The sequence below is a fragment of the Pseudoalteromonas sp. 2CM32C genome (assembly GCF_023161925.1).
Lineage (GTDB): Bacteria > Pseudomonadota > Gammaproteobacteria > Enterobacterales > Alteromonadaceae > Pseudoalteromonas > Pseudoalteromonas marina.
Genome location: NZ_JALNTI010000002.1, coordinates 690,845 through 704,954, shown reverse-complemented (window position 1 = coordinate 704,954; position 14,110 = coordinate 690,845). Strand labels below are relative to the sequence as shown.

At 41.0% G+C, this 14,110-nt stretch carries 11 protein-coding genes and 1 rRNA gene; 9 read left to right on the top strand and 3 right to left on the bottom strand.

Features of this window, described 5'->3' with window-relative positions:
• The 3 genes from MTF67_RS06970 to yegQ form a co-directional block, all read right to left on the bottom strand.
• A 16S ribosomal RNA gene (locus MTF67_RS06970) occupies window positions 1–466 on the bottom strand; the annotation flags it as partial.
• A 674-nt stretch (window positions 467–1,140) separates the two neighbouring features.
• A complete protein-coding gene (locus MTF67_RS06965) occupies window positions 1,141–1,386 on the bottom strand; it encodes a YfhL family 4Fe-4S dicluster ferredoxin (RefSeq protein ID WP_006794873.1) in 246 nt (81 codons plus the stop codon).
• Window positions 1,387–1,802: 416 nt separating this feature from the next.
• Window positions 1,803–3,191, bottom strand: a complete 1,389-nt coding sequence (yegQ, locus tag MTF67_RS06960; protein WP_248519115.1) for a tRNA 5-hydroxyuridine modification protein YegQ — start codon at window positions 3,189–3,191, stop codon at window positions 1,803–1,805.
• Window positions 3,192–3,418: 227 nt separating this feature from the next.
• Between yegQ and ndk the strand changes: the two genes are divergently transcribed.
• The 9 genes from ndk (at window position 3,419) to der (ending at window position 14,049) form a co-directional block, all read left to right on the top strand.
• Window positions 3,419–3,850 (top strand): nucleoside-diphosphate kinase, encoded by a 432-nt coding sequence (ndk, locus tag MTF67_RS06955; RefSeq protein WP_008111339.1) that lies wholly within the window; start codon window positions 3,419–3,421, stop codon window positions 3,848–3,850.
• A 183-nt stretch (window positions 3,851–4,033) separates the two neighbouring features.
• Window positions 4,034–5,167: a bifunctional tRNA (adenosine(37)-C2)-methyltransferase TrmG/ribosomal RNA large subunit methyltransferase RlmN gene (locus tag MTF67_RS06950; RefSeq protein ID WP_006793574.1), complete on the top strand. Its 1,134-nt coding sequence runs from the start codon at window positions 4,034–4,036 to the stop codon at window positions 5,165–5,167.
• Window positions 5,168–5,283: 116 nt separating this feature from the next.
• On the top strand, window positions 5,284–7,161 hold the full coding sequence (gene pilW / locus MTF67_RS06945; protein ID WP_248519114.1) for a type IV pilus biogenesis/stability protein PilW: 1,878 nt from the start codon (window positions 5,284–5,286) through the stop codon (window positions 7,159–7,161).
• A complete protein-coding gene (locus tag MTF67_RS06940; RefSeq protein ID WP_006793572.1) occupies window positions 7,158–8,018 on the top strand; it encodes a RodZ domain-containing protein in 861 nt (286 codons plus the stop codon). The genes pilW and MTF67_RS06940 overlap by 4 nt, the downstream gene beginning before the upstream one ends.
• Before the next feature lie 5 nt (window positions 8,019–8,023).
• Window positions 8,024–9,142: a flavodoxin-dependent (E)-4-hydroxy-3-methylbut-2-enyl-diphosphate synthase gene (gene ispG / locus MTF67_RS06935; RefSeq protein WP_006793571.1), complete on the top strand. Its 1,119-nt coding sequence runs from the start codon at window positions 8,024–8,026 to the stop codon at window positions 9,140–9,142.
• A gap of 256 nt (window positions 9,143–9,398) precedes the next feature.
• Window positions 9,399–10,679 carry a histidine--tRNA ligase gene (gene hisS, locus MTF67_RS06930; RefSeq protein WP_248519113.1) on the top strand — a complete coding sequence of 427 codons (1,281 nt, stop codon included), beginning with the start codon at window positions 9,399–9,401 and terminating at the stop codon, window positions 10,677–10,679.
• Between the two features lie 19 nt (window positions 10,680–10,698).
• Window positions 10,699–11,319: a tetratricopeptide repeat protein gene (locus MTF67_RS06925; RefSeq protein ID WP_006793569.1), complete on the top strand. Its 621-nt coding sequence runs from the start codon at window positions 10,699–10,701 to the stop codon at window positions 11,317–11,319.
• A gap of 10 nt (window positions 11,320–11,329) precedes the next feature.
• A complete protein-coding gene (bamB, locus tag MTF67_RS06920; protein ID WP_008126586.1) occupies window positions 11,330–12,508 on the top strand; it encodes an outer membrane protein assembly factor BamB in 1,179 nt (392 codons plus the stop codon).
• Window positions 12,509–12,582: 74 nt separating this feature from the next.
• Window positions 12,583–14,049: a ribosome biogenesis GTPase Der gene (gene der / locus MTF67_RS06915; protein ID WP_010556037.1), complete on the top strand. Its 1,467-nt coding sequence runs from the start codon at window positions 12,583–12,585 to the stop codon at window positions 14,047–14,049.
• The last annotated feature ends 61 nt before the right edge of the window (window positions 14,050–14,110 follow it).

Here is a 14,110-nt window from a genome sequence, read left to right as displayed (position 1 = left end):
GAGGTATTAACTCACACCCTTTCCTCCTGACTGAAAGTGCTTTACAACCCGAAGGCCTTCTTCACACACGCGGCATGGCTGCATCAGGCTTTCGCCCATTGTGCAATATTCCCCACTGCTGCCTCCCGTAGGAGTCTGGACCGTGTCTCAGTTCCAGTGTGGCTGATCATCCTCTCAAACCAGCTAGGGATCGTTGCCTTGGTGAGCCATTACCTCACCAACTAGCTAATCCCACTTGGGCCAATCTAAAGGCGAGAGCCGAAGCCCCCTTTGGTCCGTAGACATTATGCGGTATTAGCAGTCGTTTCCAACTGTTGTCCCCCACCTCAAGGCATGTTCCCAAGCATTACTCACCCGTCCGCCGCTCGTCAGCAAAGTAGCAAGCTACTTTCTGTTACCGCTCGACTTGCATGTGTTAGGCCTGCCGCCAGCGTTCAATCTGAGCCATGATCAAACTCTTCAATTAAAAAGTTTTGTGTCTTTCGACAGCTCAATGAATTCTGAATTTATTTAATATCTTTCGATATTGAATTGACTGTGCTGAATAACTACCTAAGTAATTATTCTGTTGGTCACTCAGTTTCAATTGAGACTCTAATTTGTTTGCCTCACTACCTAAGTAGCTTGGCTGTTAGAACTCAATCTGTACGAGTGCCCACACAGATGATTGCTTTATATTGTTAAAGAACGTTTGAGTTGCTTTAGCGACTCAAGGGAAGCGAATCTTACGCTTTCCTGTATTTTTGTCAACACTTAATTTTAAATTTTATAAAAATCTAAACTCAAGTTTTACTCGACTCACTAAGTGACTTGCTTGCCTCGCTAAGCGTTGCCTGCTCTGCCGTCTCAGTGGGGTCGCATTATAGGGATATTCGAATGATGGTCAACGTTTATTTCACGCTTATTCAAAAGAATTTGGCTTTAGTACAAAATACATACAAACCGCGGTTTGAGCGGATATAATTTGCATATAAAAAGACCATTCAATCAGTTTATAGAAAGGATATGGTTATTTACTTTGAACTAATTTTACGCTTACGAAAATAATAACTTTGAGCCTCCTCATAAATATTCATCTTAAGCACTCACACAAACTGCCTTTATATATAACTGTATGAGTGAAATTGTTAGGTACTATTACTAACCATTAATACGTATATATTTATCAGCTAACTCATCAATAGTTTCTCGGCAATTTGGATCTGGTTTAATGCAATCTATTGGACATACACTTATACAGGTTGGCTTTTCATAATGCCCTATACACTCGGTGCACCTTTCAGAATCTATCTGATAAATTTTAGCGCCCATATAAATTGCTTCATTTGGGCACTCTGGGTCGCACATATCACAGTTAATGCATTTATTATTTATTAGTAGTGCCACTATTACCTCCTTCGTTGACCTTGAATAAAGTGCGAATACTGAATCGCACTTGTTTTATATAGTTTATAAGTTACTTAACGCTTTTCATCTCTAAAAAAATACACCGAGCACCCATTAACTTTTTATTGCAAACCGCTAAGAAAACATTAATCTTAATGTCATTAATTAAGTTTTGGAGTTAAAAACAATGGCTGATTATGTATGGATATTCCCCGCAGTTTTACTTACTATCATTTTGGTTAAACTGGTTATAACTCATATAAACACTAAGAAAGAAGAGTCTTGATTTAACAGACTGCTTGTAAATTAGTTCATTTCTTTAATAAGTAGCTTTTATTATGAATAAACTTTTTCGTTTTATTTAAGCAATAAAGTTCACAGTGATATACAGATACCTTCATTACTAAGTTTAATCGTTAAGTTACTACTGGATGCTTATGGGGGTTACGTGTATCTTGGTGCTCGTCTAAATTACGCATCAAAATGGCGTGCTCTAAATTAATACCTTCATCTAGCGGAATTTTTACAATATGCCCAGAGCCTTTGGCATCGCAAATACTTTCGCACTTTTTGTTTTGCATGTATTTAAGCTCAAACGTAATGTTTCCCTGCGGTGTCATCAATTCAAGTGAGTGGCCTGTACAAAATTTATTTTTAACGTCTATTTCAACTAGTCCATTTTCGCTGCGCCCTAGTACTTCACCCACAAATTGCTGCTTAGTAGACACAGAATGACCGTATTCGTAGTTTTGATATTCTTGGTGAGCATGGCGCTTTAAAAAACCTTCGGTATAGCCTCTATGTGCTAAGTTCTCAAGCGTCTTAAATAAGTTTGTATCGAATGGTTTACCCGCAACCGCATCATCTATTGCTTTTCGATACACTTGAGCGGTGCGCGCAACGTAATAAAATGATTTAGTACGCCCTTCTATTTTTAAACTATGTACGCCCATTTTTATAAGCTGTTCAACATACTGCACGGCACGCAAATCTTTTGAATTCATAATATAAGTGCCATGCTCATCCTCAAATGCTGGCATATACTCACCTGGGCGACCTTGCTCTTCAAGTATAAATACATCGTTACTTGGCGCGCCTTCGCCGAGAGTAGGAATTACCTGTTTCGGATCAAACTTATGCACCATTTCGCCCGTATCGTTTTCAACCCCAGGTTTTACATCGTATTCCCAACGGCATGCATTCGTACACGTACCTTGATTTGGATCGCGCTTATTTATATAACCCGAGAGTAAACATCGTCCAGAATAAGCCATACATAATGCACCATGCACAAATACTTCTAGCTCAGTTTCTGGACACTGTCTGCGTATTTCCTTTATTTCTTCAAGCGATAGCTCGCGAGATAAAATAACACGCTCAATACCTTGCTTTGCCCAAAACCGCACGCTAGCGTAGTTAACGGCATTTGCTTGCACCGATAGGTGAATAGGCATGGCTGGCCATTTTTCACGAACAAGCATAATTAAACCCGGATCGGACATAATCAGCGCATCGGGCCCCATTGCTATTACGGGCTCAATATCACGTAAATACGATTTAACCTTAGCGTTATGCGGTGCAATATTTGATACCACATAAAACTTTTTATTTAATGCGTGAGCTTCATTAATACCTACTTGTAAGGTCTCTAAGTCAAACTCATTATTACGCACACGCAAACTGTAGCGAGGCTGGCCGGCGTAAACGGCATCGGCCCCATATGCAAAGGCATAACGCATATTTTTTAAACTGCCTGCAGGGCACAACAGTTCAGGTATAAAAGGGCTTGAAGAAACAGGTGACATTTGCGCTCCCTACAACAAAGGACATTAAGCCAATTGTGTGCGTCATAAATTTAAATATAAAATCAAAGCGCGGCAGTATAAATAGCACTAAAAATTTCCCCTTGATCAAGATCATAAAATTGTAATTGAACTGGTTTTTAATAAAATTAGGATTTTTCAGCTAAAGCGCGTATAATTCGCGCCCGTTAATATTCACACTTTTACTTATAAATTATTGGAGCATAAAGATGGCTTTAGAGCGTACTTTCTCAATCGTAAAACCTGATGCAGTAGCTAAAAACCACATCGGCGCTATCTACAACCGTTTCGAAACTGCTGGCCTTAAAATCGTTGCAGCTAAAATGGTTCACCTTTCACAAGAGAAAGCTGAAGGCTTCTACGCTGAGCACAGCGAGCGTCCTTTCTTTGGCGCTTTAGTATCTTTCATGACATCTGGCCCAGTAATGGTTACCGTTCTTGAAGGCGAAAACGCTGTTCTTAAAAACCGTGAAATCATGGGTGCTACTAACCCTGCTGAAGCACTAGCTGGTACTTTACGTGCAGACTACGCTGACAGCATCGACGAAAACGCTGTTCACGGTTCTGACGCTGTTGAATCTGCTGCTCGCGAAATCGCGTACTTCTTCGCTGACGAAGAGCTTTGCCCACGTACTCGTTAATTTGAGTTTCACAGTTAACCCTGTGATGCAAAGTATGAAAAGGGCTTTCGAGCCCTTTTTTAGTCATTAATTAAAGTATTACACTGGCATATTTGATGTTTTACTTAATGATTAAAATGAGTGAATTGTGTACAATTCATCATTGTAAATTTTATCACCACCGTTACTGATTAAGGTTGTTTCATGACCACTGCGCAAAAAAAGATTAACTTATTAGATTTAAACCGAGATGCAATGCGTGAGCTATTTGTATCGTTCGGTGAAAAGCCATTTCGTGGCGATCAGGTGATGAAATGGATTTATCATTTTGGCGTAGATAACTTCGACGAAATGAGCAATGTAAATAAAAAGCTTAAAGAAAAGCTCAAAGCTGAATGCGAAATTGTCGCCCCTGAAATCTCAGTTCGCCAACAAGCGAGCGACGGTACAATCAAATACGCATTAGTCCTTGAAGGCGGCCAAGAAGTTGAAGCCGTGTGGATCCCAGAAAAAGAACGTGCAACGTTATGTGTATCTTCGCAAGTTGGCTGTGCTTTAGAATGTACGTTTTGCTCTACCGCACAACAAGGCTTTAACCGTAACTTAAAAGTTTCAGAAATTATTGGCCAAGTATGGCGTGTAGCTAAAGATATTGGCCTAGATGGCAACAGCGAAAAGCGCCCTGTTACTAACGTAGTAATGATGGGTATGGGCGAGCCATTACTTAACGTTAAAAACGTAGTACCTGCTATGGAATTAATGATGGACGACTGGGGCTTTGGCTTATCTAAGCGCCGCGTAACACTAAGTACATCGGGCGTGGTACCGGCACTTGATTTATTAAAAGAGAAGATTGACGTAGCGCTTGCTATTTCACTTCACGCGCCAGATAACGCACTGCGTGATATTTTAGTGCCTATTAATAAAAAGTACCCTATTGAAGAGTTTTTAGCGGCATGTCGTCGTTACATTGATGGCTCTAAAGCCAATAAAGACGTAACAATTGAATACGTAATGCTTAACGGCGTAAACGACAGCACCGACCAAGCTCACGAATTAGTTAAAACGTTAAAAGGCACGCCTTCTAAGGTAAACCTTATTCCGTTTAATCCATTTCCGGGTAACGAATACACACGCTCGAGCAATAGCCGAATAGACCGCTTTTCTAAGGTTTTACAAGCTGCTGGCATTACATGTATTGTGCGTCGTACTCGCGGGGATGATATTGATGCGGCATGTGGGCAATTAGCTGGCGATGTAGTTGACCGCACTAAACGTATGGCGAAAAAGAAAATGCGTGACGATAACAAAATCTCAGTTAACATCCAGCAAGCCTAAATTTAGTTAAATTACTAAAAGCCCTCCTGTTAAATCGTTTATTATTAAATAATTGATGCAACATGAGGGCTTTTAGGTAATATAGGCAATATGGACAAAAATAAAGAGATAAGGTAATGCGATCTATACTTGCTATAACACTATCGGCACTGGCTTTAAGTGGCTGTGTTACCGAAAGTAGTTATAACGGCAGTAATAAGCCCGTTGTCAAAAATAAAATCAATAACGCCGGGGCAGCACGCACTCGAATAGCTTTAGCCTTACAGTACCTAAAAACAGGTAATAATTCACAAGCAAAATACAACCTAGAACGCGCTGCTGAATTCGCTCCCAACTTACCTGAAGTTCATTACTCTATGGCCTATTACTACCAGCAAGTAGGTGAAAACCCATTAGCCGACAGAGCCTATCAAAAAGCATTAGATATAAAGCCTGATGATCCTAATACGCTCAACAACTACGGTGTATTTTTATGTGGTATTGATGAATACGACCGCGCCACTGATCAATTTTTAAAAGCCATTGAAATTCCAACGTATATTCGTGTTGCCGAGAGCTACGAAAATCTAGCGTTGTGCGCCATTGAATTTGATTATTTTGAAAACGCAGAAACTTACTTTAAGCAAGCGCTTAATCACAGCTCTCAACGAACCTCTACTCTTATAAGCTTAGCGGCTCTGTTTTATGCAAAAAGTGACTTATACAAAGCGAACGACATTCTTAAAAAACATGACGACACAGGCCGAGTATCCTCGCGTGCTTTAATGCTTAGCTATTTAGTTAAAAATCGTATGGGTCGAATAGAAGAAGCCGAAAAAGTAGCAAGCACACTTTTACAAACCTATTCTACTAGTAAAGAAGCATACGCAATTAGAGAGCAACGCACACGATTTAACGAATTTGAAATGCTGCGCGAGAAATATCGTAAGGCAAAACTCAATGAGTTAAAAGCTGATGCAGACGGCACATATATAAGTGCAAAACCAAAAATAAAAATAGTAAGAAAAAAGGCTCCTAATCAAGACAGCACAACAAGCCTGGTTATTAAGCAACCGGCACAAGTAACCCCAGCAAAGCCTGAACAAAACACGCAAGATGCGAATCCGGTCATAGCCAGAAATGATATGAACACAAGCGCAGAAACAGCTGTTAATGAAGTTGCAACAACACCAGAAGTCACCCCAAAAAAAGTTACACCTAAAGCACCTGTAACAACAATTGTAAAACAGCCAGTACAAGCTGAAACAAAACAAATTAAACCCTCTGGGCCATCAACAGATACGTCTGCGGTATTACTTGCGTTAACAACTCAACCAAATACAACAAATATGCCTGAGTCAGTTATTGAAGAGCCTGCTACTAAGCCAAGCACAGCAGCTTCAACAGTTACAGCTAAAATAGTAACAGCACCACCAAAAGAAGAGGTGAAAATTATTTCTTTTGGGGCGCCTAAAACGGCTAACTTTAATTCACCTCAAACAAATCAGCCAGCAGTCACGACGAACACGAACACGACAGCTGCCAGTAACGACTCAAATGTTGTTTTTTACGAAGCCACTAAAAATGAAGATATTTTTGAAACGAGTGGTTACCAAAACGGTAGTGACGTTACATTTACAAACTTATCATCAAATAAGCAAACAGCGTTACCCATGTTAAATCCTAAAGTCGCTACATTACGAGTGCCTTTTCATATCATTGAGTTTGGTGAAAACCTATTTAGCATTTCGGTGCAATACAATGTTAAACTACAAAAACTCCTGCAATGGAATGGATTAAAAGAGTCGGATCGGGTAATGAATGGCAGTAAAATTTACTTAAACGATCCTAATATTTATTACGAAATTAAATCTGGCGACTCCCTTTACGATATTGCTACCCAGAAGCAAGTATTGATTGATGAATTAATGCGATGGAATAAATTAAGTCCTGATATAGAGCTAAAACCAGGACATAGACTTTTACTAGTGGATCCAGACTCATACCTATTATGAATGAAGAAAATACGCAAAGCGAGCAGCCTACAGTAGGCCAAATTTTAAAAGCACACAGAGAGCAAGCCAAGGTAAGCATTGAAACCATCGCTAAACCACTAAAGCTATCTGAGTTTCAAATTAAGCACCTTGAAAATGACGACTTTCAAGCGTTAGGACCTATTACTTTTGTTAAAGGCTACATAAAGAACTATTGCCGTGAATTAAAAGTAGATAGCGCACCTATATTAGCCATGTTGCCAGCACCACCTGAGCCAGCAAAACCAGCTAACATGCAAAGCTTTTCTCGTCGTACAGAAAAAGAAGCAAGTGATAGCCGTTTAATGTTGGTAACTTACATTATTATAGCCATTGTTATTGGCTCGTCTGCTTTATGGTTTTGGCAAAACGCCACCCCAATTGAAGAACAAACTACAAATATAAATATTGGCAACACCATAATGAGTGAACGCCAAGCCATTCAATCAACTAATATTGAACAGCAAAAAACAGCAAACGATGTTGATGAGTTACGCCAAGAGTCTATTGAGCAAAGTACAGATTTAACAAATAACGAAATAACACAAGCAGTTAACGAACAAACTTCAGAGTCAGATACCGATAAAGCCGACATCAGCACAATAGAAATGCTATTTAATGACGAAAGCTGGGTCGAAATTCACGACGGCGAAGGCGAAAAAATAGCCTTTGGCGTTAAAAAAGCAGGTTACAGAATGACTGTTTCTGGTACACCTCCTTTTGCTGTTGTGCTTGGTAAGCACAATGTAGTTAACATTACCTTAAACGGTGAGCCAATAGATATTTCGGCTTTTCCTAAGAACCGTTTAGCCAAATTTACATTACCATTAGCAGAGTAGTCGCTATGTTTTCAGAATCACCAATTAAACGCAGAAAATCCACCCGTATTAATGTAGGCAATGTGCCTATTGGCGACGGCGCTCCAATTGCCGTGCAGTCGATGACTAATACCGACACCATGGACGTTGATGCAACCGTTGCACAAATTCAAGCCATCCAAGATGCTGGCGCCGACATAGTACGAGTATCGGTACCGACTATGGACGCAGCTGAAGCGTTTAAAAGTATAAAAGAGCAAGTAAGTATTCCGCTTGTTGCCGACATTCATTTTGATTACCGCATAGCCCTAAAAGTGGCAAAGTATGGCGTAGATTGTTTACGTATAAACCCTGGTAATATAGGAAGCGAAGAGCGCATTAGAGCTGTTGTTGATTCAGCTCGCGAGCACAATATCCCTATTCGTATTGGTGTAAACGGTGGCTCACTTGAGCGCGATTTACAGGAAAAATATGGTGAACCAACACCTGAGGCGTTATTAGAATCAGCAATGCGCCATGTTGATATATTACGTCGCCTTGATTTTGATCAATTTAAAATATCGGTAAAAGCATCAGACGTATTTTTAGCTGTTGGCGCATACCGCTTGCTTGCAAAAGAAATAGACCAACCTTTGCATTTGGGTATCACTGAAGCTGGCGGCATGCGTTCAGGTTCAGTGAAATCGGCTGTTGGCTTAGGCATGTTACTAGCTGAAGGCATAGGCGATACATTACGTGTATCACTCGCCGCCGACCCGGTACAAGAAATAAAAGTAGGCTTTGATATATTAAAATCACTGCGCATTCGCTCTCGTGGTATTAACTTTATTGCCTGCCCCAGCTGTTCTCGTCAAGAGTTTGATGTAGTAAGCACTATGAACCAACTAGAAGAACGCCTTGAAGATATAATCGAACCGGTTTCTGTATCGGTTATTGGTTGTGTAGTAAATGGCCCTGGTGAAGCACTCGTCAGTGATATTGGCCTTGCCGGTGCAAATCGACGTTCTGGTTTGTATATTAATGGTGAACGTCAAAAAGCCCGTATCGACAATAACAATATTGTTGAGCAACTAGAGGGCTACGTTCGCGATTTCATAGATAAAAAGCAAAGCCAAACCCCTATCGATGTAAAAATAGTCGAATAAATAACGCATAAACCGCCAAGCATTCGTGTTTGGCGTTGACCCTTATAATAGATTTACCCAAGCATTCAAAAATACAGAGCTCAGCGCTTCATCGGGCTTTATATCAAAGTATTACTTTTAATAATGGTAATTTCTTTTAATTCCAACGACGCTCGCATCTTGAGTTGGTTTGGGTATATAATGTCGGGTCAATTTTAAGCATTCTCGTTGTGTAAGCATTTTTTTATTACACATAAACAGTAATTAGGATTTATCAGTGGCAAAACAAATTCAGGCAGTTCGCGGTATGAACGATTGTCTGCCGGGCGATACACAAATTTGGCAGAAAGTAGAAAACATTTTACGCGAGACTGTAGCATCGTTCGGTTATCAAGAAATTCGTTTTCCTATTGTAGAATCAACCGATCTATTTAAACGCTCTATTGGTGAAGTAACCGATATAGTAGAAAAAGAAATGTACACCTTTGCCGATCGCAATGGCGACTTACTAACACTTCGCCCAGAAGGCACCGCAGTGTGTGTACGTGCTGGCAACCAAAATGGCTTACTGTACAATCAAGAACAACGACTTTGGTACATGGGCCCAATGTTTCGTCATGAACGCCCGCAAAAAGGTCGTTATCGTCAGTTTCACCAATTTGGTTTAGAAACATTTGGTATTGCCACAGCCGACATAGACGCAGAAGTTATTTTATTAACAGCGCAATTATGGAAAGCGTTTGGCATTAGCGAGCATGTACGGTTAGAGCTTAACTCTTTAGGTTCTAACGAAGCGCGCGCCGATTACCGAGATGCGCTTGTTGCTTACCTTGAACAACATACCGACGTGCTTGATGAAGACTCAAAGCGCCGCATGTATTCAAACCCGTTACGTGTACTTGATAGCAAAAACTCTGACGTACAAGCAATCTTAGTTGATGCGCCTAAATTGTCTGAGCATTTAGATGCTGAATCAAAAGAACATTTTGAAAATTTATGTGAACGTTTAGACGCAGCTGGCGTCTCATACACGGTTAACGAAAAATTAGTGCGCGGTTTAGACTATTACAACCGCACAGTATTTGAATGGGTAACCGACAGTCTTGGCGCGCAAGGCACTGTGTGTGCAGGTGGACGTTACGACGGCTTAGTAGAGCAACTTGGTGGAAAAGCAACCCCTGCAGTTGGCTTTGCAATGGGCCTAGAGCGCTTAGTATTGCTACTACAAGCACTTGAATGTGTTGGTGACATACGTCGTAATGCTGATGTATATTTAGCGGCAATGGGCGATAAAGCAAGTATTCAAGCCCCAATTATCGCGTCAGAACTACGCCGTGATGTGGCTGGCCTTCGTGTGATGGTTCACGCGGGTGGCGGAAACTTTAAAAAACAATTAAAACGTGCCGATAAAAGCGATGCACTTGTTGCCGTAATTATTGGTGAAGATGAATTAGAGCAAGGCGTTGTGACCATAAAGTATTTACGCGAGCGTAAAGAACAAGTCACATTAAAATTAGAACAAGCTAAAGCGCTACTAGCTGAGCTTATAATCGGCTAAGCAGATATTAGAGGTAATCATGGATATACATTCAACAGAAGAAGAACAAGCAGAAGCAATTAAACGCTTTTTCCGTGAAAACGGTCTTTCACTGGCACTTGGTGTAATTGTTGGCTTAGGTGGCTTATATGGTTGGAAAGCTTATAACCAAAACCAAATTACAACCGCTGAGCAAGCGTCAGATTCTTACACTAAATTAGTTGAAGGTGATGATGTTTTATCATCAGCTGATGCTTTTATCAGTGAAAATAAAGACACAAACTATGCTGCACTTGCAGCGTTTGTTGCCGCTAAAGATGCGGTAGAAGCACAAAAATTAGATGTTGCTAGCGAAAAGCTAAGCTGGATTGTATCAAACGTTGATAATGCAGAATTAAAAGCAATTGCGATTACACGTTTAGCGCGTATTCAAATTGCACAAACTAATTTTGACGATGCTTTAAGCACACTAAATGCACCATTACCTGAAGCATTTAATGCAAACGTTGCAGAGCTTAAAGGCGATATTTATGCTCAGCAAGGTAATAAAGAACAAGCACGTACTGCTTACCAAGCCGCGGTAGATGCAGGTGGGTTAACAGGCAACCCACTCTTACAAGTTAAGTTAGATGACCTAGCAGTAACTAGCCCAGCGGCATAAGGTTTTAGGTATGAAAAAATTAACGACCGCAACCCTTGCCCTATGTATGGCAACGCTAATGGGTTGTTCATCAAGTGATGAAGAAGACGAACTAGTCCTTCCTGAAATAGTCAATCAGTTTGAAACTGATGTTGTTTGGCAAGAGTCTGTAGGTAGCGGCGTAGAGCATTATTTTTCTCGCTTAACACCTGCTGTTTACAAAGACACTGTTTATGTTGCTAACCGCGAAGGTCAAGTAGAAGCGTTATCGCTTGCTAACGGCGATGTACAGTGGGATACCGACGTACGCCAAGACACTTCTTTTTGGCCTTGGAGCGACGACGGATCAGCAAAATTATCAGGTGGTATATTACAAGCTTATGGTAAACTGTATATTGGTTCTGAACATGGCTTTGTTGTAGCACTTGACCGCGAAACCGGCGAAGAAGTATGGCGTAAAAACGTACCTGGTGAATCACTTTCAAAAGCAGCAGCTGGCGATGGCTTAATATTTGTAAACTTAGGCTCGGGTAAATTACTAGCCCTTCATCCAGATACTGGTGAAGAGCGTTGGAGCTTTGAGCAAGAAGTGCCTGCGCTTACATTACGCGGACAAAGTGCACCCACTGTTGCCAATGGTGGTGTTTTAGTTGGCCTTGAAACAGGTAAATTAAGCGTTTTAATTTCAGAAAGTGGTTACTCAGCTTGGAGTGCAGAAATTGCAGCTGCAAAAGGTGCCTCAGAATTTGAACGCCTAGTTGATGTAGACACGCAGCCACTCATTAGCGGCCCATACGCTTATGCAATTGCATACAACGGTAACTTAGCTGCAGTGGATATTCGCTCTGGTAATGTTGTTTGGAAGCGCGAATACAGTAGCTATCGCGAAATTTCGATGGATGCGCAAAGTATTTATGTAGTAGACAGCAACGGCGTTGTTTATGCATTAGATAAAAATTCAGGTATTGAACGTTGGAGCCAACCCGCACTTCGTGGTTGGTACTTAACAGGTCCTGCTGTTACAGGTAACTATTTAGCCTTAGGCGACCAAGAAGGTAACCTACATTGGCTAAACAAAGACACTGGTGAGCTTGTATCTCGTGAAGACTTTGACAGCTCAGGCTTCTTTGTTGAACCTGTTGTTGCCGACGACAAACTGATATTATACACCCGTGACGGTGAAGTAAGTGCGGTAACAATACCAAACTAACTAGCTAACACTTAAAGGTTTTTTGTAAGGCTTCGCTCTGCGAAGCCTTTTGTTGTTTTTTAAAGAGGTAGTTTATGCTTCCCGTGATCGCTCTAGTTGGGCGACCCAATGTGGGCAAATCCACATTATTTAACCGTTTAACACGTACTCGTGATGCACTCGTAGCCGATTTTCCAGGTTTAACACGAGATAGAAAATATGGCCAAGCTAATTACGATGGCTATGAATTTATCGTGGTGGACACGGGCGGTATTGATGGCACAGAAGAAGGCATCGAGATCGAAATGGCTGACCAATCGCTACTTGCTATTGAAGAAGCCGACATCGTACTGTTTTTAGTAGACGCTCGCGTAGGTATGACCGTTGCCGACCAAGCTATTGCCAATCATCTTCGCAAGCAAGACAAAAAATGTTTTGTTGTTGCCAATAAAACCGATGGCATTGACGCTGATTCAAACTGTGCCGAATTTTACCAGCTATCACTGGGTGAAATTCATCATATTGCAGCAGCGCATGGTCGTGGTATTACACTTTTACTTGAGCACACACTTCAGCCTGTGATTGCCGAACTAGCAGCACAAGATGAAGACGTAGCCGATGACGATGAAGAGCTAATAGACCTTTACGAAGAAGGTGAAGGCGATGATACCGACCACCAAGCATTTGCAGATAAGCCGGTAAAGCTTGCAATTATTGGTCGTCCTAATGTAGGTAAGTCAACACTTACAAACCGTATACTAGGTGAAGAACGTGTAATTGTGTACGATATGCCAGGTACAACGCGCGACTCTATCTATATCCCTATGACACGTAACGAAAAAGAGTACGTGTTAATCGATACAGCCGGTGTACGTAAACGTAAAAAAGTAAGCGACGTAGTTGAAAAGTTCTCAGTAATTAAAACACTACAAGCAATCGAAGATTGTAACGTGGTTTTACTTGTTGTGGATGCGCGCGATGGTATTTCTGATCAAGACTTAAGCTTATTAGGTTTTGCGCTTAACTCAGGTCGTTCGCTGGTTATTGCCGTTAATAAATGGGATGGCCTTGACGACTACGTTAAAGATCGTATTAAAACAGAGCTTGATCGCCGTTTAGGCTTTATTGACTTTGCACGCTTACACTTTATATCTGCACTTCACGGTACAGGTGTTGGTCATTTATTTGAATCGGTTGATGAAGCGTACGAGTCAGCAACTAAGCGTATTAGCACCGCAATGCTTCGCCGTATTATGGACATGGCTCAAGCCGATCACCAGCCGCCACTTGTTCGTGGTCGTCGTGTTAAGCTTAAATACGCGCATGCCGGTGGTTATAACCCGCCGCGTATTGTAATTCACGGTAACCAAGTTCACGATTTACCAGATAGCTACAAACGCTACCTAATGAACTACTACCGTAAAGCACTTAAAATTATGGGCACCCCAATCAAAATTGAATTTAGAGAAGGTGATAACCCATTTGCAGGGCGTACTAATAAAGTAACGCTTTCGCAAAAACGTAAAATACGTGCCTTTGCAAAAGAAAACCGTAATAAATAAACGGCATAAGCGTTAATTTATTACAAAAAAACGGCGTACTTTTTAGTACGCCGTTTTTGTT